Below are 22,293 nucleotides of genomic sequence, written 5' to 3' on the forward strand. Positions count from 1 at the left end.
TGTTCAAGTCGGCTGGATTTCCGTGTATCGGATGCCAGCCGTTTTGCATATTTAGGTGAGTGTTTCGTTTTCGAAGCACCGGAATTGGAGTGGATATGGCATTGAGTGCGGCAATTATTCTCGCGGCCGGTGAAGGCACGCGCATGCGTTCGACCAAGCCGAAAGTGCTGCATGAACTCGCCGGCAAGACCTTCCTTGAACGGGTGATGGCCTCGGTTTCCGCGCTCGATCCCGCCACGCTCGCCGTGGTCGTGCACTATCAGGCCGATCGCGTGGCCAAGGCCGCTCAAGGTTACAACGAGCACGTCGAAATCGTCAGGCAGGACGACATCCCCGGCACCGGACGCGCCGTGCAATGCGCCATGAACCAGCTTGATGCCGACGGCGAGCTCGCCGGCCCCGTGCTCATCGCCGCCAGTGATATGCCCTTGCTTGACTCTGCAACGCTCGATGCCCTGCTCGCGTTCCACAAGGCCAGCGGCAATGATGCCACCGTGCTCACCGCCAAGCTTGACGACCCTACGGGATACGGCCGCATCATTCGCGACAGCGATGGCAGCGTGCTGCGTATCGTCGAGCAGAAGGACGCCAACAGCAGCGAGCTGGCGGTCCACGAGATCAACACCTCCGTCTATGTCTTCGACGCGGCTGTGCTTGCAAGAGCGGTGCAGGGTCTCGACTCGAAGAACGCGCAAGGCGAATTCTACCTGACCGACGCCCTCGAAAGCGCCCGCAAGAACGGCAAGGTCGGCGCTCTCGCGGCGGCGGACTCCCTGAGCGTCGAAGGGGTCAACGACCGCGTACAGCTGGCCCACCTTTCCCGTAAGCACAACCTGCGCATCTGCGAGGCTTGGATGCGCGAAGGCGTCACGATTCTCGACCCGGAAACCACATGGATCGAAGATGACGTCCAGCTGGCGCGTGACGTCACCGTGCTGCCGGGATCCTTCCTGAAAGGGCACACCACCGTCGCCGAAGATGCCGTCGTCGGACCTTACACCACGCTTATCGACGCACAGATCGACACGGGTGCGACCGTCGAGCGCAGTCGCGTGCAGGAAACGCATATCGGCGCCAACGCCAACATCGGCCCGTGGACCTACCTGCGGCCGGGCAACGTGCTTGAAGAAGGCACGAAAGCCGGTGCGTTCGTCGAGATGAAGAAGGCGCATATCGGCAAAGGCACCAAGGTGCCGCACTTAAGCTACATGGGCGACGCCGAGCTGGGGGAGAACTCCAACGTCGGCGGCGGCTCCATCACCGCCAATTACGACGGCGTGCACAAGAACCGCACTCACATCGGCTCGAACGTCCACGTCGGTGCAGGCAATCTTTTCGTCGCACCCGTCGAGGTCGGCGACAATGTCACCACCGGGGCAGGTTCGGTCATCCGCCACGCGGTGCCGGACGATTCAATGGTATATTCGGAAAACACACAACACGTAGTAGAGGGCTGGAAGCCCGAATGGGAGCGTTAATTTAATGGCAGCACTGCAAAGTTCGATTGATGCCCTGCGTCTGGGCGCCGCGGCGGCCGACAGGGTGAAGGCCACCGATATCGTCGCCTTCGACGTCACCGGCCCCATCGCGATCACCGACGCGATGCTCATCGCCACGGCCTCCAGCGAACGCCAGGTTCTGGCCGTGGCCGAAGAGGTTGAAAAAGAACTGTACACCAAAGGCGGAAAACTCGAGCCTCGAAACCGCGAAGGTCTTGACGAGGCCCGCTGGGTGCTGCTCGACTACGGTGATTTCGTCATTCACATCATGCATGAGGAAGAGCGTCAATACTACGACCTCGAACGGCTCTGGCAGGACTGCCCGGCCATCGACCTCAAGCTGCCAAAAGCAGGCGATGACGAGACTGCCGACGGCCGAACCGGCGATGAACGCGGCTGAGACGTCGGCCAATACTTCAGCCGTTTGTTTGCCGATCCGGATTAAGATTTCAACCACTCCGTCCGCCTGTTAGGAGTTCAACGATGGATTTCAGCACTTTATTCGATCCCAATGTCCACGTCCGTTCATTGACCTTGGTACGGCACGGACGTACCTCCTACAATGCTACCGGACGCGTTCAGGGCACCATTGACATCCCTCTTGACGAAGTAGGCGATTGGCAGGTCCATCAGACCGGAAAGGCACTGAAGGAACTCTATGTCGACGGCGAGGAAAATCAGGCGCGTCACCGCTTGATCGTCGCCTCCGACTTGGGCCGGGCCATGGCCACCGCACACGCTTTCGCCGATCTCATCGGCGAGGAGGTTCACCCGGACCCGCGTGTGCGCGAACGCCATTATGGCGATTGGGAAGGCCACGCGACCCGCGAGATCATGGAAAAGTATCCGGATGATTTCGTCTCGTGGCTTCACGGCGAGGGTGGCGAGCTCAAGCATCATGTCGAACCGGACAAGCATGTGGGTCTTCGAGCCTCGCAGGCCATCGCCGAATGGGCGGGCAAGGCCGAGCCGGATACGGATCTCTACGTCTTTTCGCATGGCGCCTGCATCGCCGACACGGTGCGTACCTTGTTAAACGCAGACAATGACACGGATGCCAATTCGGCGGTCTTCTCGATGCGCAACGCGCACTGGGCCAGGCTCATCCCCATCGCCATCGCCGGTCAGCCGCTGCGCTGGGCGCTTTCCGATTACAACCACGGCCCGGCCATCGCCGATACCGAGCAATGGGAGAATCCTCAGCTCTAAACCGATAGTATTGCGTATGATAGAAAAGAACAATTCATATCGCAGTAATGATTCGAGGTGCCAGTATGAATGATTGCAGCAAACGCATCTGGTGGCAGGTTTATCCTTTGGGCTTCTGCGGTGCTCCGGTGCGTCCGCAGTCCGATGCCGAACGTGAAATAACGCCTAGGCTCGACCGTCTGGTCAACTGGCTTGATTACATGAAAGGCATGGGCTGCAACGGGTTTTTGCTCGGGCCGATTTTCGACTCCGACACGCATGGTTACGACACCATCGATTTTTACCGGATCGACCCTCGGCTCGGCGATGACACGGCTTTCGATCGGCTGGTCACCGCCTGTCACGAACGCGGTATCGCGCTGATGCTCGACGGTGTTTTCAACCACGTCGGCAGGGATTTCCCGGAGTTCCAACGCGAGCTCAAAGAAGCGCAAGACGAGATGGAAGCAGGCAAACCCGTCGGACACGACAGCGATGACATGTTCAGCTTCTCCGTGACGCAAGACGGGACGCTTGATTATGCAAAATTCGAAGGTCATGCCATCTTGCCGGCGTTCAACCACGATGCGCCCCGCGTCGCCGATCTGGTGACCGACGTGATGACCTACTGGATGCGACGCGGCGTCGACGCCTGGCGTCTTGACGCGGCCATGACCGTGCCGACGCGGTTCTGGGCGAAAGTCCTGCCGCGCGTGCGCCGTGAGATTCCCGACGCCTGGTTCATGGGCGAGGCCATACAAGGCGATTACCCGCAGTTCGTGCGTGATTCCACCATCGACACCGTCACCCAGTACGAACTGTGGAAAGCGATATGGAGCAGCCTCAAAGACGGTAATTTCTTCGAGCTCGACTGGTGTCTGAAACGTCACGACGGCTTCCTTGAGACCTTCATACCGCAGACCTTCATCGGCAACCATGACGTCACCAGGATCGCCAGCCAGATTCAGGACGAGAGGAAACTTGCCTTGGCGGCTGTGATTCTATTTACCGTGGGCGGCACTCCCTCTATCTATTACGGTGACGAACGGGCGATGCTGGCAGAGAAAACCGATGGTGTCGGCGGCGACGACAAGGTTCGTCCCGAATACCCCGAGACTCCGGAAGACCTGTCTGACGACGGCAAGTGGATGTATACGCTCATTGGCCGGCTTACCTCGATCAGAAGCGCCCGGCCCTGGCTGATCGACGCCGCTACAGAGCCGACGTTGCTTGAAAACAGGCATTACGCCTACGATGTCACGGCCAGGGATGGCAGCGCCAAACTTCACGTCGATTTGAATCTCGACGCCACCCCACATGCGGATATCTACGAGGGCGGTGGCGCGCCATTGATGCACGTCGAACACCACATATGATGCGTGATCGATAGACTCGGATGGCGATGTGGCTTGTATCCTGTGATTATCTCAGTAGGGCTTGCGGAGATAATCACGAAATCCGTTCTATTTCTGTGATTGTCAATGCATTTGTTTTGGTCTGCAGAGATAATCACATAATTGGGCCTTTTTCTGTGATTATTTTTGTATCTCATCAAAAAGCGCGGAGATTATCTCGGAATTCGTAATCGACGTGTGGATAGCGATGTGTATAACCGAAAAGTTATGCACGAAACGCCCGAGATTTTCCGCACTGGCTATCATTCGACCACAGTACCTGTTTTTGCCCCGCAAATCGGAGCAAATTCTTTAGAGTTGTGATATGAAGATCAACAAACGTATCGAAGACCAACTGCATGAGGCAGCGAGCCATGGACGATGTCTGTACGTTGCAAGCCATGCTGACCAGGAAATTCTTTACAGGCTTACCCGATCGGGACAGGTGATCAGGGCAAGGCGTGGTTTGTACGCATTGCAAGACATTTGGCGGAATCTTAGCGTGCAACAGCAGTATGTATGGATAATACGAGGACTGCATATCTGGCGTCCGGAATTGATTTTTGCAGGTCTGAGCGTGATTGCGCTCTACGGAATCGAGTATCCTTTCTGGCTAAACGAGCAACAAACGATATTTCTGGCGTCTACAAAAGCAATTGGTGTTGCCAAAACAGGCAAAACACGATACGTTCACGTCACACCGAACGAGACGCTCTTTGACAAAGACCGGTCCATGACCTCGGTTACTCAGGCTTTGCTTGATTGTGCGGCAAGATTCGAATTCCACGAGGTGCTGCCGATAATCGATTCAGCATTGAGAAAACGGTTGACAACGAAGTCAGCGTTGATGCAGACCTCGAAGGCTGTGCCAGCTGTTGAAGCCAGAATTGGTGTGCTGCTGCGCTATGCAGACCCAAGAAGCGAAAATGGGGGAGAGTCGCTGTGCCGCGCAATCATCATCGAAGAAGGTTTTCCGGCCCCTGAACTGCAACAGGAATTCCGGATGCAGGATGGTCGAAGATATAGGGTTGATGGATTGTACCGGCTCGCAAAAGGGAAAGCTGTCGTTGTTGAATATGACGGTATGAACAAATACACCGACGCCACTATGACAGGCGGACAGAGCATTCGTCAGGTTGTTCATGCCGAGAAGCAACGCGAGCAGGATTTGCTGAATTCCGGCGTTTCGCAAATAGTACGTTTCGATTACAAAGATATATTGCAACGTGATACGGTGACGAAAAAGCTGATTGAGGCTGGTGTTCCCCGCATCGCTGACAGAACGATGTTTTGGAGCAGATAATCAACGCCATACCTGGTCACATTGGGTATCTGATTTGTTGGGCCACTTTTACGATGTTAAAGCAGCATAAATTCAGGAAAATCGTGGAATAAACTTCGAATCGAAAGTGTGATTAGTGTCTTCGACGTACAGAGATAATCATGATAATGGGGTAAAAGTGTGATTAGCATCTTCGGTGTACGACGCTAATCACAGAAAATGCACTAAAAATGTGATGTTCTCTGCATCATGAGCGATTTTACAGAGTTAATCACAAAAATGAGGCCAAAACTGTGATTAATTCTGTAACTAGTCCGTTTGTTTGCGTTGTGGCATTCCTAGTTGAGGCTCAGAAAAGACTCAGGTGCACTCTGTCTGCCTTCGGGCGGATGCACCGAGGTCCGTCTTCTTCTGGTGCCGGTTCGGCGACCTCATAACAATCAAGGTTTTCGGACATAGATAGGCTCGCCGTATGAATATCGTCAATGATTCCAGATCCATCGACGTGGCGATTAAGCCATTGTCCGGTCATATCACGCGAAACGAGCAACGGCATGCGGTTGTGGATTTTCGCCGCCTCTCCGACGGCATCACAGGTCAGGATCGTAGCGGTGAGCGTCCATGGGGAATCCGCGTTGTCACGCCACCACGAAAACAGGCCGGCCATGGCGAGCATGGCGTCGCCTTGAGTATGAAAATAAAACGGACGCCTGCCTTTGAATTCGAAATACCCGGAAGCTGGGATGATGGCACGGCGGCTTCGCATCGCGTCTTTGAATGTCGGCTTCTGCGCGGCTGTTTCCATACGTGCGTTATAGGTCGGATAGGTGAGCTCCCGCTTGTCGCTGTAAGAAGGTACCAGCGACCAATAGCCGCCCGAAAGATGCCGTTGTCCATCCTCGCCTGCCGCGAGGACCCCGATGGCCTGCTTCGGTTCGACGCGAAACGTTCGAGCCGGCAGTGCATAAGTGTCGACGTCTTCATCGTCGACACCGAAATCCGAAGCAACGGAGGCCCAATCAAGGTCAAGCGAAAATCTGCGGCACATTCCCACTCCTTCGTCCACTCAGCCCTGACTGCTTTAGCCCTTTGGCGCATACCAGGCAAGGCAGGCATACAAAAAGAGGACCTCCATACGAATCACGGAGGTCCTCACACTGTTCACGGCCGGGAATCAAGCGCCCAAGCCGTTCTCAACAAGTTCAGTCCTTGCTGATGGTGGTGCCGGCCTTGGCGCCTGCGGAAAGATCCTGGATTTCGGTGATCTCGAGCACCGGGATGGTGGCGGGCTTCTTGGTGCCCTTTTCCTCGGCGACCTTGACCTGCTCGTCGTAGATCGCATCGTCGGAGTGCAGGGTCACGTTGCCGCGGAAGCGGTAGCCCTTCTTGCTTTCGAGGTTGGCGAAGCAGATCACCAGCGGGCTGCCGTCCTCAAGGTTCTTGTAGTGCTGGCCGGCGGTGCGCTCGTGATAGGCGAGGTGGTTGTCGTCGAGCACGTACATCGACATCTTCGGGCCGAGATCGAGCTGTCCGTCCTTGCTGACGGTCGCGATCCACGCGAGGTTGTTGTTGATGAATTCCTTCATTTCCGGGGTAAGCGTAGCCATAATGCTGTCCTTTCGTTCGAACTGCTTTACATACGCTTTTATTCTACGTCGTCAGGCACTCTTTCACTAGAATAAACGTGTGACATTGCTCACCGAGCATAACAATGCCGAAAATGCAGATGTCGCAAACCGGTAATGCGGCGAAAATATGTTGCGGCTCTCATCTTCACTCCCGTTTTCAATATCTGAAATCTCAAACTGAGACAGAAAAATGTAACCAACGCGTGAAATGTTTCCATAACCGTAATTTCCCCGTATTTCTAGGCGTGTCGCGAGAAGAATATGTCTATTTTGAATAGCGGCAAACAAGGTTTGCGTGTCTGTCGAAACAGCTTGAACAGCCCTACCTGCGGATTTCGGAGACGAAGGGCAATAAGCTCGTACGGGTCGCTAGAAGCCTTGAAGGACGCGGCAGAGTTGAGAGAGAAGACCTGATTTGTTCGCTGCTGTCTTAAGCGAACAAATCGGAGAAGGACAAGAGGGAGAAGGCCATGGCGCATACGTTTGCGACCTACCTTTCGTCGAAGGGCACCGACCGCCGCGGCTTCCAAGGCCTGCGCAGCCGTCTTTCCCGCAATTTCCCGCCGAATCTCGCCAGACTCATGCTGCTGTGTTGCGCCGCGCTGTGGGGCGGCAGCTATCTGGTCTCCAAGATCGCGATGACGGCGATTACCCCGCAATGGCTCATGGCCATGCGCACCGGCGGGGCGTGCCTGATCATGCTGCTTATTTTCGGCAAGCATATCATTCCCGCGCTCAACAAGTCGATGCTGGTTCCTGCGCTCGTGGTCGGGGTCACCTACTGGGGGACGATGGTCCTGCAGACCAAAGGACTGCTGACGATCGATCCCGGCAGAAGCGCTTTCCTGACGGCTTCCTATTGTGTGCTGACGCCTTTCGCCGCTTGGCTGGCCACAAAAAACAGGCCACACAACATCAACATCATCGCCGGAGTCATCTGTCTGATCGGCGTCGGCTTCGTCTCGCTGAAACCGGGCGGCTTTTCGCTTGCCCTCACCTTGGGGGATTGGATGACCATCGCCTGTGCCGTCGTCTTCTCGTTCAATCTGACATATCTCGGCATCTATTCCAAGAAATACAACGCGATCGCGGTCACCTTCGTCCAATTCGCCGTCGCCTGCGTTCTGTTCCTCATCGGCGCGCTTTTCACCGAACCGGCGCCGAACGCTTCCTGGCTGGAACCGAAAATCATCGTGAGTTTCCTTTACCTGTTCATCGGGGCGACGACCTTGGCGCAGATCATGCAGAACATCGGCCTGGCGCACGTCTCCGCATCGTCGGCCTCCGTGGTGATGTGCACGGAGAGCCTGTTTTCCGAATTGTTCTCGATATTCTTCTGGTCGACGACGCTGAGGTTGACGACCCTGGTCGGTTTCGCGCTGATCTTCCTGGCTGTGCTCATGTCTATCCTGCATCGCTCGGTCTTCGTCAATCTGTTGCGACGGGTGGAGGATTGGGTGCACGATTGTCGCAGAAAGTAAGGGTCACGGGTCAAGAGATTTTTGATCATCGTCTGTTTGCAATCGGCGATTCGAATAACGTCGAGGCGGCGATTATTTTGATTCCGGTCAAAACCCCTGATTCGAGAATCGGTAATACTATCATCTGCGATACGTAATAATGGCTTTGCCGACTAAGGCTCAGTGCCAGGGTTTCAGCACGTCAGCCGGTATTTTCGAAGCGTCAAAACGGTAATGTGCAAGAATGGGCATATGGTTCGGCTGGTTGAGGTAGTCGTTCTCGCGATCCTTCTGCCCCATGTTATGGATGAGGTAGGGGATTGATTGGTCATCGCGCCTGTCGGAGACCATGCCGATATGACCATTGTGCTTTTGGTTGGCGAAGAAAACGAGATCTCCCTGTTGCCATTGGTCGGTTTGGGCTGTATCGGTGGTGAGGGCCTGTCCGTATTTTTTGAAGAACACGTCCAGCACGGCGGTTCGGCGGAAATCGATATTGGTGTCGAAGTTGGAGGCGGCGTTGCGGTAATCGGCCGGATGTGCGGCAATGTCGGCGTCAACCATGTCCTTGAGGCTGTATCCGGCGTTCTTGAACGCGCGCCAGATGGTATCGGTGCAGGCTCCGCGATTGTCCGCCGGGTAGCCGCCCTGCACGTAGCTGTCGTCATAGGTGGGATGGACGTTCGCGTCCTTGCGTGCGCCTTGCACGAAGTCGCTGTAATCATCGATGCCGTTGTGGTTGTAATCAACGGAACTTTTGAGTTTTTGCGCGGATCGGCCCGGCAACGAGGGGGAAGTTTTAGACGCGCTGGTGACATTGGCGCCAAGACCCGCCGAATTCGGTTTCCGGAACTTTAGGTAGAGAAAGCTTCCTGCGGTGACCAGAGCGGCCACGAGCAATATCGCGACCAATGCTGCCGGCCAATGACGGCGGCTTTTGTGCAGCTCCGACACCGAATATTGCGTGGTATGCTGTCCGTGTTGTTGCATCTGTACCTTTCCGTTGAAGGCTAATCTAGCAGGAAAACCTTGTCTCTGCCGATATTTTGGTATTTCTTGACAATGCCGATGAAATTGCTGTGCAACCGGCGTTCGCTTCCTGTAAGCGTTCGGCAAGGTTTTGCGTATTTTCAGCTTTTTCCAATTTCGTTCGATAGGCTTAGGTATCATGAAGAATTTTTTCAAGGGAATTTCGGTCTCGCAGATCATAGCCGGTGCGCTTGCTGCGGTCACTTCGTTCCTGTTGTCCGCGAAAATCGGCATAGCCGGTTCCGTGATCGGTGTGGCTGTCGGTTCCATCGTTTCAGCTGTGGCTTCGCAGATCTATCAGAATGTGCTCAAGGAATCAAGCAGGAAACTGCAGGAAAACGCCCCTCAAGACGATGACACCGGCAGACAGGCCGCCCTTGGTGCGGGTTCCGACGACCAAACACGGGTAATAGGCTCTGATGTCCAGCACCACGGTCAGTTGCGGCAGCTCCCGGCTCACGGTTCACGTGTCACGCCGATGCTACGTAGTGATGGAACATCGGCGAGTCTGGCGGCTTTGGCGTCCACCAGAAAGACGGACGCTGGCTTTGATCAGCACGATGCGACCGAGACGCTGACCACCACCCAAGTTGGCATACATGAAAGCGATGAAACCACTCCTGCTGCAGGCAAAGCCGATCGAAATGTCGAAGGGACTCAGGTCTTGGCGCCATCGGCTTTCGGCAAGACCTCGCTGATGCCGCCGGTCGCCCGGCAACAGCAGTCGAGAGCCGGTTCCGGCAAAACGCTGAAAAGCGGTCCCGGACAACACGATGGCCATATTCGTGTGTTCGATTCTTCGAAGCAAAAACGTTATAAGCGATTGGCGATCGTCGTTGCCGTCGTCAGCGCATTGGTCGCTGTAGGCATTACCGCAGGCATCATTTCACTGGCAACCAAAGGGCAGGGTACCGATGATGTGGTTCGCAACATCGTCACGAACTCGGCCACGAAGAATCGTCAACAGCGCAACGATCCAAGCAACACTGAAAGCGATAGCAACCAGAAAACCGACGGCAACTCACAAAAGAACAACGGCACAACAGATCAAAGCAATTCCGGTTCCAGCCCTGATTCCGGGACTTCAAGTGGGTCGACTTCCAATGGTTCAGGTGGCGGTTCAGGAAACGCAAACGGCGATAATTCAGGCAACGGAAATTCCGGTAACTCCGGCAACGGAGCGGATTCAGATTCCAACAATTCCAGCGATTCTTCCAATACCGGTACAAGCAACGGCAACAACAGCGGATCTACCGACTCCGGTTCCACTGGCGGATCGACTTCCGGCAGCACCGGTACTGGTGGCAATGGCTCTGGGTCTACTTCCGGTTCTCAGACGGGCAACGGCACAACAGGCACGAATTCCGGGGCAAAGAAGTAAGTATCTCGACTGAGCGATTGAAGTGGGGAGGCGGGTACGGGCATTGGATTTATCTTGTCTGATATCTTCCTGTTTCAGGCGTCGCTTTTCTGTTTGAGCCCTTGTTTCATCGTCTTGTTTGAGACAGATAATCAAGAGGAAAGCGTTGCTTTGCCTTGTTTCGCTTCGTTTTGAATACCGTTGATTGGCTTGTAACGACACGCCGGTTTGGCGATTGAGCGAGTTTGTTGTAAAGTATCTAAGGCTTCGCAAGGAGCAATAACTTAAACAAGACCGGGGCTATGGCGCAGCTGGTAGCGCATCTCCATGGCATGGAGGGGGTCGGGAGTTCGAATCTCCCTAGCTCCACGGGTAAGGCTTTCGAGGGTTTCCTCGGAAGCCTTTTTCATATCGTTTTGGCGTTGTATCCGGCGGTTCCCTGTTTTTGTTTCTTTCTGGGTTGTTGTCCGTATGGCCCGTAATTAGCCAAGAGAACGTATGCTTAAGGTACACATTGGAGTACATATCCTGAGTAGTGATATCTGAGTAGTGATATTAGGTGCGGAATCGAATCGTCAACAACCAAGTGACGAGAAAAGGTGGTCATCATGACCGATTCATGGCAGACGGTCCTGCTATATGGACCCAGCGTGGTGTTCGCCGTGTTGCTGCTGTTCTCGGTGATAAGGGAGCCTCGACGGTTCCGCAACGCGATTTGGCTCGCCCTGTTCCTGCTGTGCCTTTCGAGTGCAATGATGCTCGATTTCTGGCGGGATTGGGCATTGATCCCGATTGTGCTGGTGGTCGCTTTCACGCCGGTCGTCGTCGTCGGGTTTCTCCTTGTCAACACCATCGTTGTCGTAGGCCATGAAGGTTTTTCGCTTTCCACCATCCTGCCTGCGTTGTTCGCCATCGTCATGATGGTGTGCGTCGCGGTGTATCCGCTGACCTTTTATTTCAACGCGCCTCGGTGGGGCAAAGGCGTCGGCCTGCTGATCGCCTTGGAAGGCCTTTGGTTCTTCTTCACGTTCGCGGCGCTGCTGCTGTATTCCACGATTTACCGGATCCTGCCGAGACGCCGAAAATACGATTACATCATCATTCTCGGGGCGGGATTGCAGGGCACGAAGCCCACACCATTGCTGCGCGGACGGATCGACAAGGCCGTCGATCTGTGGAACCGACAGAATCGGCACGGCCTCTTTGTGGTTTCGGGCGGTCAGGGAGCCGATGAGGAAATCAGCGAAGCCGAGGCAATGAAACGCTACCTTGTGCAGAAGCGGGGAGTGCCGGCCACAGCGATCCTCAAGGAGGACCGGTCGACCACCACCCTGGAAAACCTGCGCAATTGCAAGGCGATCATGGACCAGCGTGATGGCGTGAGCGGTATCGGTTCCGGCGAGGGCACCGTCGTGTCTCAGACGTCTGAGACAAAGTCCAAGCGCCTCGAACGTATGAAAAACCGCCTGTCCTGCCCCTACCGCGTGGCCGTGGTCACCAGCGACTATCACGTCTTCCGCGCCAGCGAATACGCCCGGCAGCTGGGGCTCAAATCCGACGGCATCGGCAGCCATACCAAGGGTTATTACTGGCCGACCGCCTTTATCCGCGAGTTCATCGCCATCAGCAAGGCGCATTTCTGGCCGTATGTGGTCATCGTCGCGCTGTGGGCGGTGTGGATGCTGCTGGCCAAGTGACGGAAGCGATGACATGGTTATCGTCGTCGGTCTTTCTATGATGTTGGCGGCCAACAGGGCCAAGTTAACTGACGTAACCGACGTAACCATAGGATTGGCGTATCCGGCTCCAACACGTTTCGGCGTTCCGTTCATCGTTGGGGTGCGGCACAATAAAACCAGTGATATGACACAGAACCGTACGTCATACTATAGGGGATACCCGGAAACGGAGAGAATATGATCGACGAAGTCATTTTGTTGCGCCACGGAAGGACAGCCTATAATGTCGTCCACCGCTTGCAAGGCCAAATCGATGTCCCGCTCGACATCATCGGCCAGTGGCAGGTCGACCAGACCGGACTGGAACTTGCCAAGCGCTATTACTGGGCGAAAGTCAGCAATATAGCCGCCAACCCGGATCTGCTGCCACAGCCGGGGCCGCAGGCTGCCGAACAAAGCGATACCGGCGAATATCAAAAGGTTCCCGCAGGTGAGCGGAAAATGCAAGTGATTTCCAGCGATCTGTTCCGTGCCGCTCAGACGGCGCATGCGTTTGCCGACATCCTCGGTCTGCCGGTCACGCTCGATAAGCGTTTGAGGGAGCGCAGTTTCGGGCAATGGGAAGGCAAAACCCGTCCCGAAATCAAAGAAATGGACGCTGAAGCCTACCGCTCGTGGCGTGCTCACGAGGGAGGCGAGACCAAGTATGGTGTCGAGACGCGCACCGAGGTCGGAGCCAGGGGAGCCAAGGCCGTGCTCGAACTGCTCAATGAGAACGCCCAGGACACGGCTGCGACCACGCTGATGCTCGTCAGCCACGGATCGTTCATCGCCGCGACCGTCGAAACGCTGCTCGGCATGGATCCGGAGGCCGACGAACTCGGCAACATCCCCAATGCCTACTGGTCGACACTCAAGCCTCGCATCCAACCCGACGGAAGCTGCAAGTGGACGCTCGCGGAATTCAATTGCGGGCCGGCGATATCTACGATTGCCGATTGGTCCAACGGACCCGAGGAACTGCGCTACCCGGGTATGGAATTGATGAAACCGCTGCCTGTCACCGATACCGTCTGAGAATTAATGAACGGCGCGTTGCTGGCTTGGCGCAACATCTTCTGCCGGCACGTCTCCGTCTGAACGTAAATGTAGGAATACAGCCCAAACCGAATCAGACGAGGAGTATCCGGCAAAGCCACAAGCCGCATATATTTTTTGTCGGATGCATAACGCTATGCGAAAATTATGGCGGGGAAGTTCCACGTCAAGGGTTATCCTTGAATTTTGGGTTAATAGCAGGAATCCGGAATGGTGTCCACTCCTTTGATTTCAGGACAGGCGTTCCGGTGGCCAGGACGCGTGGCGTACAAAGCGAGCGTCTCCTGCAAGATCCGTACAGCGAATGACGCGAAAGGCGGGTGGCAGACATGTTGAGGATGTTCAATACGATCAACGGACAGGTCGAACAGATCAACAAGCTGGAAAACGGCTCATGGATCTGTCTGTCGAACCCCACCGACGTCGAGCTCGCCACCGTTTCCTCCGATACCGGCGTCGACCTCGCCGATCTGCGCGCCCCGCTGGATGACGAAGAACGTTCGCGTGTGGATTCCGAAGACGATTACACCATGATCATCGTCGACATACCGACCGTCGAACAGCGTGACGGGCGTGACCATTACGAGACCATCCCGCTGGCCATCATCGTCGCCGCGCGCACCATCATCACCGTCTGCATGCAGGACACGCCGGTGCTCCATCCCTTCATGGAAGGCACCATCCGTGGCTTCAACACGTATATGAAGACACGTTTTGTATTGCAAATCCTTTACCGCAACGCCACAATGTACCTGCGCTACCTGCGCATCATCGACCGCAGTTCCGACAACCTCGAGCTCAAGCTACAGCATTCCATGCAGAACCGTGAGATCCTGCAGCTCTTGGAGCTTTCCAAGACCTTGGTCTACTTCACCACCAGCCTCAAATCCAACGAGATCGTGATGGAGAAGCTGCGGGTGACCGAAAAGCTCAATTCCCTGACCCACATCAGGCAGTATCCGGAGGACGAGGACCTCCTGGACGACGTCATCACCGAAAACAAGCAGGCCATTGAGATGGCGAACATCTACAGCGGGGTTTTGGCCAACATGACCGACGCCTCCGCCTCGATCGTCTCCAACAACCTCAACAACGTGATGAGGATCTTCACCATCATCTCCATTGTCCTGGCGGTTCCGACCTTGATCTTCTCGATGTACGGCATGAACTTCCAGGACGGCATGTTCGGCATGCCGTTCACGAACTCGCGTTGGGGCTTCTTCATTGTTGTAGCCATCTCGCTGATCATCACCGGGCTTGTGGCATGGTGGCTGACACGCTCCAAGCTCTTCAAGTAGGTTCTGGATGCGACAGTCACGATTGAAACCCTGTTCTCCATCAGGCAAAAGAGACTTACGCCGGCATCTCAAAGCGGCGCTTGCAACGATTTGCGGGGTCGGGCTGCTATTCTCCGCTTCCGCCTGTGGGGCGACCCAGACACCGCCTTCCGCCAATGTTCCCGAAGGGCCGACCATCGCCATAGCCGTTTCCGACGACCAACCCGGACTGGGCCTTGAGCACGAAGGCAAGTACTCCGGTTTCGATATCGATGTCGCTGACTACGTCGCCCAGAAACTCGGTTACGCCCACAAGCAGATCGTTTTCAAACCGGTGAACGTCTCGTCTGCGGTCACGACGCTGGATCAATCCAAGGCCGATATGATCGTCTCATCGATGCCGGCTATCACCGCCGGCTCGGGCCTGCAATTCGGGATGTCAAAGCCTTATCTCACCGATCCACTGGGGCTGCTTGTGCCGACAAGGCTACTGCACGATTTCACCGATGTGTCTTCATTGAGCAATCGAAATGTCTGTACGGTCAAAGGAACAGCCGACGGAGGCAAGTTGGCTTCGGCTATTCCTGCGGTCAAGATTCAGGAACGTGAGACCTATCCGCAATGCCTCACCGCTTTGCTCGCTGGCGAAGCAAACGCCGTCGCTGCAGACTCAGCCATCCTGCACGGGCTTGCTTCCAGCGTCGTCGAGCACGATGTCACGGTTTTGGACGAGGGGGCTTCGTCATCGTCGGCGCCTTTGGCCAACGCGATTGCACGGGTCGCAACGGTTCGCCACGCCGTGATGATTCGTCCCTCGAACGGCGAGCTCACCAGAAAAATCAACACCATTCTGCACGACATGGTCAAGGACGGCTCATGGCAGAAAGCCGCCGATGCCTTGAGCCACGACATCGGCTACACACCCGACCCGACTCTCAACCCTGCAATGGCACGTCACTGAGCTTTCCAACATCGCAATGGAACAAGGCTTATCCGGTTTGCCGTTTCGCTGGCCGGAATTCGGCCGATATAGCCGGCTCCCGCTGCTTTGTGATTATCTCTGTATCGTGGGGCAACTTGCAGAGATAATCACGAAATCAGGTCGTTTTCTGTGATTATCTCCGCATTTATGGTCGTAATACGACGGTAATCACATTATCGGGTCGTTTTCTGTGATTATCTCTGCACCTTCTTCAGCATGATACGTGAAATCGCTGGCCCGACTGCCGGATTCATCCCGGTTCACCATCGTCGGCGACCATCCTTCGGAAATTTGCCGGCATGTGTCCAGTTGAGCCGCGATAATTCCTAATTATGAGCGACAATGAGCAGGGCGCGGCTTCGAGCGCCAATACAGCAAGTGTTCCGTCATATCGATACAATGCGCAAATGGCGCAGGACATCGAGGAAAAATGGCAGAAAACGTGGGATGAGAAGGGCACCTTCTGGGCCGCGAACGTCAAAGGCGATCTGAGAGACGGCAAAGGAAAACTTGCGGACGGACGTACCCCGTACTTCGCGATGGACATGTTCCCCTATCCTTCCGGCAAAGGCCTGCACGTCGGCCATCCGCTGGGCTATCTGGCCACCGACGTCGTCTCCCGCTACCACCGCATGAAGGGCGAGAACGTGCTGCATGCCATGGGCTACGACGCCTTCGGCCTTCCCGCCGAGCAGTACGCCGTGCAGACCGGCCAGCACCCGCGCGTGACCACCGAGGCCAACATCGCCAACATGCGCCGCCAGCTGCACCGCATGGGCCTGAGCTTCGACAACCGCCGCACCTTCGCCACCATCGACCCGGGCTACATGCGCTGGACGCAATGGATCTTCTCGCGCATCTACGACGCCTGGTACGACCCCGACTTCACGCGCCCCGACGGCGGCAAGGGTTCCGCCCGCCACATCGACACGTTGATCGAGCAGTTCAAAAGCGGCGAACGTGTCATTCCCGGCTTCGAGGATTCCGGAAAATCGTGGGACCAGCTCACTGAAGCCGAACAGGCCGACGTGCTGAACGATTTCCGTCTCGCGTATATCTCCAAGTCGCCGGTCAACTGGTGCCCTGGTCTCGGCACAGTGCTCGCCAACGAGGAGGTCACCGCCGAGGGCAAGTCCGAGCGCGGCAACTTCCCGGTCTTCCAGCGCGAGCTGCGCCAGTGGTCCATGCGCATCACCGCCTATGGCCACCGCCTGATCGAGGACCTCGACATCATCGACTGGCCCCAGAAAGTCAAGCTCATGCAGCGCAACTGGATCGGGGAATCCCACGGTGCTTCCGTGCACTTCAAGGTCGCCACCTCCAACGGCGAGCGGGACATGGAGATCTACACGACCCGCCCCGACACCCTCTTCGGCACCACCTTCGCCGTGGTCTCGCCCGAGCACGATCTGCTGGCCGACGTTCCAGCGGCATGGCCGGAAGACACCCCGGAAAGCTGGAAAGGCGGCTATGCCACACCCGCGGAAGGCATCAAAGCCTACCGTCTGGCTGCCGAATCCAAGACCGCGCAGGACCGCGTCGACGAAGGCGGCGAGAAGACCGGCCTGTTCACCGGGCTCTATGCCGTCAACCCCATCACCGGGGCCAAGCTGCCGCTGTTCACCGCCGACTACGTGCTGATGGACTACGGCACCGGCGCCATCATGGCGGTGCCTGGCGGCGACCAGCGCGATTACGACTTCGCCCAGAAGTTCGGTCTGCCGGTTATCTATACCGTCGAACCGCTGCCGGATTCGGGTGAGAACCTGAGCGACTACGAAGGCAAAGCGCCGTTCGTCTCGCACGACGGTATCGTCATCAACTCCTCGACCGATCACACCAAGGCTAAGGGTGACGCGCTGAACCTTGACGGGCTGCGCGTCAACGACGCCATCGACAAGGTCAACCAATGGCTCGAATCCGCGGGCGTGGGTAAGGGAACCGTCAGTTACCGCCTGCGCGACTGGCTCTTCTCCCGCCAGCGCTACTGGGGAGAGCCGTTCCCGATCGTCTACGACGAGGACGGCGTGCCGCATCTGCTGCCGGACTCCATGCTGCCGATCAACCTGCCCGACGTGCCGGACTACAGCCCCAAGACCTTCGACCCGATGGATGCCGAAAGCAATCCAGAGGCGCCGTTGAGCCGCAACGAGGACTGGGTCAAGGTCACGCTCGATCTGGGCGACGGCCCCAAGACTTACTACCGTGACACCAACACCATGCCCAACTGGGCCGGTTCCTGCTGGTATTACATGCGCTACCTTGATCCGAACGACACCGAGCATATGGTCGATCCGGACGAATACGAGTACTGGATGGGCCCGAACCACAATGTCGAATCCGGCAAGACCGGCGGCGTCGACCTCTACGTCGGCGGAGTCGAGCACGCGGTGCTGCATCTGCTCTACTCGCGTTTCTGGCACAAGATCCTCTTCGATCTGGGCTACGTCGATTCCCCGGAACCGTTCCACAAGCTCTTCAACCAAGGCATGATCCAGGCCTATGCCTACACCGACGACCGTGGCCAGTACGTGCCCGCCGCCGAGGTGGAGGAGGGGCCGGCCGACAAGTCCGGCGAACCGACCTTCACCTGGCACGGGCAGCACGCCAACCGCGAATTCGGCAAGATGGGCAAGAGCCTCAAGAACATCATCACCCCCGATGACATGTATGCGCGCTATGGCGCCGACACCTTCCGCCTCTATGAGATGAGCATGGGCCCGCTTGACGAGTCCCGCCCGTGGAACGACCGCAACGTCGTGGGCGGCATGCGCTTCCTGCAGCGCCTGTGGCGTAACGTCGTCGATGAGAACACCGGCGAGGTCACCGTCACCGATGAGACGCCGGACACCAAGACATTGAAGCTCTTGAACAACACCATCGCCGACGTGACCGTCGAGATGGAGAACATGCGGCCCAACACCGCCATCGCCAAGCTCATCGTCTTGAACAACTTGCTCACAGGCCTCAAGGCCGTGCCGCGTGCCGCCATAGAACCGCTGATTCTGATGCTTTCTCCGATTGCTCCGCACATCTGCGAGGAACTGTGGCAGAAGCTTGGCCATACTGAGTCCTTGGCGCATGAGCCGTGGCCTAAGGCCGACGAGCGTTACGTCGGAGAGGACACGGTCACTGCCGTCGTGCAGATCAAGGGCAAGGTTCGCGCCAAGCTCGAGGTCAGCCCCTCGATCGACCCCGACGAGCTCAAGGCGATGGCGTTGAAGGCCGTGGCTGACCGCTTGGGCGGCAAGGAGCCGCGCAAGGTCATCGTCAAGGCGCCGAAGATCGTCTCCATCGTTCCGGCAGAATAACGCATAAACGTTAGCTTTGTCGGCAGCGCTTGCTGATGACATCGAGCCTCATCAAGTGAGCGGTATGAAAGGGCATCGGATTCAAATTCCGGTGCCTTTTCGCGTATCCATCCATTGTCTTCTGAATTCACATATGCATCGACATGCAGAAATTCTGGAATCTTGTGACGGATTAATGCTAATGATTCGTTGAATCTTCCATTCGCGTACGTGTGATTTCTGCACTTTGGCACCCTTTCTTGTGTTGTGGATGAATGTGGACGGTTCGGCGGTTTCGGGTGCGACACGCCTCAAATGTGGATAACCGCTATCATTCGACCACAGTGGTCGTTTTGACTCGACTTTTGATGCCCGCTCGGTCATGCTTGAAGGTATGGGTATTCATTTCGGCGACAGTACACACGACGAAGGCCGGTCCGTGGCGATACGGCTTCGCTCAGTCGCGATGTCCCGTGAAGAATCATCTGGCAACGGGCGCAACCACGAGGGCCGGGAGCTCTTGAGTGTCGGGCTGCCTCCTTTGCCGCCAATCGAACAATGGCTTATCGAACCGGGAAATGCACAGGAAAACCAAAAGGAGGGCGGCACCGCTTCCACCGACGTCGAAGTCCGTGATTTGACGGGCGATCGTGATTCTCATCAGGATGCTTTTGTCGAGGAGCCGTCAGAGCAAACATCTTTCCAAACGGACGCCGCACGCAGAACCGTCCCTAGACTGGTGTTCAAACCCATGCAAGCGGTCGCGGTGATATTGGTGTTGGTGGTGGCGTTGTGCGCCAGTCTGACGATGCTGGTGACACAGGCCGTCAATTACAACAAGCAACAGGCCGAAGCTTCATCATTGGTAAACACTCGAGCCGGTGCCGGTTTGAAAACCAAAGATTCCGACCAGCCTGGGGGAAATCCTTCGAACAAGGGCAAGACTTCCGGTTCTTCTTCGGCTTCCTCTGAACAAGAGGAGCGCGATTCCGGTACAGACGCCGGCTCGTCGTACGCAGGCCAGCCCGCACAAACCGGAAGCGGACAGAACGCATCCTCGGGCAATGAGAGCAACCTCGTCAACCTCAATACCGCCGACAGCACACAGCTGCAGCAGATCAAGGGAGTGGGCCCGGTGATGGCCCAGAAGATCATCAACTACCGTTCGTCGATCGGCCGTTTCACCAGTGTCGACCAGCTGCTCAAGGTCTCGGGCATCGGGCAGAAGACGCTGGAGAAGATACGCGGGCAGGTGACGGTATGAACAAGTGGCTGAACGATTCTCGCGGTTATGAACAGGGCAGCAGGGACTGGCGGATGCTTCCGGTGGCGTTGTGCGTATGGGCCGTCGTATTGGCTTCGCACATGGTCTTTGCCCGCCTCACAGGGCAGCAAGGCGATTCGACTTCCAACGGGCAAGCTGCCGGCGGCTCAGGTGCGTCTGGTTCGCCGTTTGCCTTGGCTGCGGATTGGCTGATAGGTTCATCAAACGAGAGAATCGTCCTCCCGATGGTTATGCTTCTTGCGTTGATGGCTGCTCTGATTGCCCTGCTTGTCTTGTCCCGGCGATGGTTAGGACGCCATTGCGCAATAGCGCGGATATTGCGAGAATCGCGAGGCAATAAAAGAGTGTGGGCGGCGGTCCTCGCTTGTTCGGCTTTGACGGCTTTGATCGCCTCGATGGGTGCCGATATCAAGGCATATCATGACCCTGTCATGACCCTGGCCAGAAATGGCGAAAGTGAGGTCGAGGCAAGAGTGCGCCTCGATTCGCCGATAACCGCTGCAAGCTCATGGCAGGCGGACTGTCAGGCCAACGCGCATCTGACGGGCTTTATGCACGATGATGTTCGACAGGCCAGCAACTCTCGTATCGTTGTGTACATGAACAAACCGTTGTGCGGGAGGCTGTCGGATGGTGAAACCGTAACGGTATCCGGTAGGGTGGAAGCTGCGAGATACGGCATGCGACCAATCTGGTTGACCGCTGACGATGACGCCAAGATGCGGGTGCTCGAACGTGCCCCGCCGGTTGCTCGTCTGATCGATTCCATGCAACGTTCGTTCTTCTCGGTGACCGAAGGGCTTTCCGAGCAAGGACGGGTGCTTGTTCCTGGATTGACGATAGGCCTTTTGGGCCAGGATTTCATGGGTGCGGGCGTTACCGGGCGCGAACCGGTCAACGCCACGTTCGCGACACTGCTTGAGATGCATTTCAAGGATTCCGGCATCATGCATCTGATGGCCGTTTCCGGCGGTCATTTCGCGCTGATCGGCAGTCTGATACGCTCGGGTTGCGCCCGGTTCCTCTTGCCACGCCAGATGGTGGCGGTACTGACGGTGATGGCCTATGTGGCGCTCGCGAGCGCCATGTACCCTTCCGACTCGGTGATGCGAGCGCTGATCATGGGTGTCTTCGCTTCTTTGGCCTTGTTTGCCGGCAGAAGGCCGCAGGCGATCAGTGCGCTGTGCTGGACAGTCGTCTTCACCTTGCTGGCCGATCCCGCGATGGCGAGAAGCTATGGTTTCGCCTTGTCGTGTGCGTCGGTGCTGGGAATTGTGCTGTGTGCCGGCCCGATATCGGAGCATCTTTCGACACTCTTGCCGAAATTCCTTGCAAACGGCATTTCGGTGACCCTAGCCGCCCAGCTGTTCACCTTGCCGATACAGGTGATGATGACACCGACATTGCCGTTGCTGTCGGTTCCCGCGAACCTGGTGGTGGCTCCGTTTGTCGATTTCTCCACGCTGACGGGCCTGGCGGGTTTGGTCTTTTCGCCGTTGGCCCCTCATTTGGCGTTTGTGTTGGTGTGGCTGTCGAGTTGCGGAACTTCGGTGATGCAATGGTGCGCGGATACCATCGGCGGTGCGCCAACCGCCACCATGCCTTGGGCCGGTGGGGTTGGAGGGGCGTTGATGGTAGTCGTCTGCGAAGTCGGCACGGTACTGCTGTTCAGGGCGTTGTCCATTATGACGAAAAAGCGCAATCCGAAAGGCGTGGTAACCAGTGATGACGGTTTGCTCATGCGAGTGAAAAGCAAAGGAGCGATATGGGTCAAAGAAACCGAACAAATGTTCGAACAGGTTGGCAAGCCGAGTTGAACCGAGAGACACGGCGCATGTCCAC

17 protein-coding genes and 1 tRNA gene are annotated in these 22,293 nt (G+C 56.6%); 15 read left to right on the forward strand and 3 right to left on the reverse strand.

The annotated features are described in order from the left end of the window. Positions 1-95 precede the first annotated feature (95 nt). From glmU to OZX71_RS03980, 5 genes are all read left to right on the forward strand, one after another. Positions 96-1,478, forward strand: a complete 1,383-nt coding sequence (gene glmU / locus OZX71_RS03960) for a bifunctional UDP-N-acetylglucosamine diphosphorylase/glucosamine-1-phosphate N-acetyltransferase GlmU (RefSeq protein ID WP_277160584.1) — start codon at positions 96-98, stop codon at positions 1,476-1,478. A 4-nt stretch (positions 1,479-1,482) separates the two neighbouring features. Continuing rightward, entirely contained in the window at positions 1,483-1,899 is a 417-nt protein-coding gene (gene rsfS, locus OZX71_RS03965) for a ribosome silencing factor (RefSeq protein ID WP_277160585.1), read from the forward strand. Between the two features lie 83 nt (positions 1,900-1,982). Then, the gene (locus OZX71_RS03970) at positions 1,983-2,708 is read left to right on the forward strand and encodes a histidine phosphatase family protein (RefSeq protein ID WP_277160586.1); all 726 of its coding nucleotides are present in this window, start codon (positions 1,983-1,985) and stop codon (positions 2,706-2,708) included. Positions 2,709-2,773: 65 nt separating this feature from the next. Then, positions 2,774-4,063 (forward strand): alpha-amylase family protein, encoded by a 1,290-nt coding sequence (locus OZX71_RS03975; protein WP_277160587.1) that lies wholly within the window; start codon positions 2,774-2,776, stop codon positions 4,061-4,063. Between the two features lie 343 nt (positions 4,064-4,406). Further along, on the forward strand, positions 4,407-5,384 hold the full coding sequence (locus OZX71_RS03980) for a hypothetical protein (protein WP_277160588.1): 978 nt from the start codon (positions 4,407-4,409) through the stop codon (positions 5,382-5,384). Between the two features lie 328 nt (positions 5,385-5,712). Here the strand turns inward: OZX71_RS03980 and OZX71_RS03985 are convergent, their stop codons facing one another. Then, a complete protein-coding gene (locus tag OZX71_RS03985) occupies positions 5,713-6,411 on the reverse strand; it encodes an SOS response-associated peptidase (protein ID WP_277160589.1) in 699 nt (232 codons plus the stop codon). Positions 6,412-6,565: 154 nt separating this feature from the next. Beyond that, the gene (locus tag OZX71_RS03990) at positions 6,566-6,970 is read right to left on the reverse strand and encodes a pyridoxamine 5'-phosphate oxidase family protein (protein WP_277146849.1); all 405 of its coding nucleotides are present in this window, start codon (positions 6,968-6,970) and stop codon (positions 6,566-6,568) included. Positions 6,971-7,572: 602 nt separating this feature from the next. On the opposite strand from OZX71_RS03990, the gene OZX71_RS03995 reads away from it, so the two are divergent. Next, on the forward strand, positions 7,573-8,472 hold the full coding sequence (locus tag OZX71_RS03995; protein WP_348519535.1) for a DMT family transporter: 900 nt from the start codon (positions 7,573-7,575) through the stop codon (positions 8,470-8,472). A gap of 159 nt (positions 8,473-8,631) precedes the next feature. On the opposite strand, the gene OZX71_RS04000 is transcribed toward OZX71_RS03995, so the two are convergent. After that, a complete protein-coding gene (locus OZX71_RS04000; RefSeq protein WP_277160591.1) occupies positions 8,632-9,441 on the reverse strand; it encodes a DUF1287 domain-containing protein in 810 nt (269 codons plus the stop codon). A gap of 178 nt (positions 9,442-9,619) precedes the next feature. Here OZX71_RS04000 and OZX71_RS04005 point away from each other — a divergent pair, with 178 nt between their 5' ends. From OZX71_RS04005 to OZX71_RS04045, 9 genes are all read left to right on the forward strand, one after another. After that, on the forward strand, positions 9,620-10,861 hold the full coding sequence (locus OZX71_RS04005) for a hypothetical protein (protein ID WP_277160592.1): 1,242 nt from the start codon (positions 9,620-9,622) through the stop codon (positions 10,859-10,861). A 275-nt stretch (positions 10,862-11,136) separates the two neighbouring features. Continuing rightward, positions 11,137-11,209 (forward strand) — tRNA-Ala (locus OZX71_RS04010). A gap of 239 nt (positions 11,210-11,448) precedes the next feature. Next, on the forward strand, positions 11,449-12,537 hold the full coding sequence (locus tag OZX71_RS04015; protein WP_277160593.1) for a YdcF family protein: 1,089 nt from the start codon (positions 11,449-11,451) through the stop codon (positions 12,535-12,537). A 219-nt stretch (positions 12,538-12,756) separates the two neighbouring features. After that, positions 12,757-13,596 carry a histidine phosphatase family protein gene (locus OZX71_RS04020; protein WP_277160594.1) on the forward strand — a complete coding sequence of 280 codons (840 nt, stop codon included), beginning with the start codon at positions 12,757-12,759 and terminating at the stop codon, positions 13,594-13,596. A 350-nt stretch (positions 13,597-13,946) separates the two neighbouring features. Beyond that, on the forward strand, positions 13,947-14,915 hold the full coding sequence (locus OZX71_RS04025) for a magnesium transporter CorA family protein (RefSeq protein WP_277160595.1): 969 nt from the start codon (positions 13,947-13,949) through the stop codon (positions 14,913-14,915). A 7-nt stretch (positions 14,916-14,922) separates the two neighbouring features. Beyond that, positions 14,923-15,855: a transporter substrate-binding domain-containing protein gene (locus OZX71_RS04030; RefSeq protein WP_277160596.1), complete on the forward strand. Its 933-nt coding sequence runs from the start codon at positions 14,923-14,925 to the stop codon at positions 15,853-15,855. A gap of 353 nt (positions 15,856-16,208) precedes the next feature. Then, positions 16,209-19,187 (forward strand): leucine--tRNA ligase, encoded by a 2,979-nt coding sequence (leuS, locus tag OZX71_RS04035; RefSeq protein WP_277160597.1) that lies wholly within the window; start codon positions 16,209-16,211, stop codon positions 19,185-19,187. A 373-nt stretch (positions 19,188-19,560) separates the two neighbouring features. Then, positions 19,561-20,430: a helix-hairpin-helix domain-containing protein gene (locus OZX71_RS04040; RefSeq protein ID WP_277160598.1), complete on the forward strand. Its 870-nt coding sequence runs from the start codon at positions 19,561-19,563 to the stop codon at positions 20,428-20,430. Continuing rightward, positions 20,427-22,268, forward strand: a complete 1,842-nt coding sequence (locus OZX71_RS04045; RefSeq protein ID WP_277146829.1) for a ComEC/Rec2 family competence protein — start codon at positions 20,427-20,429, stop codon at positions 22,266-22,268. The genes OZX71_RS04040 and OZX71_RS04045 overlap by 4 nt, the downstream gene beginning before the upstream one ends. Positions 22,269-22,293 lie beyond the last annotated feature (25 nt).

Origin of the sequence: Bifidobacterium sp. ESL0764 (assembly GCF_029395515.1) — a bacterium.
Taxonomy (GTDB): Bacteria; Actinomycetota; Actinomycetes; order Actinomycetales; family Bifidobacteriaceae; genus Bifidobacterium.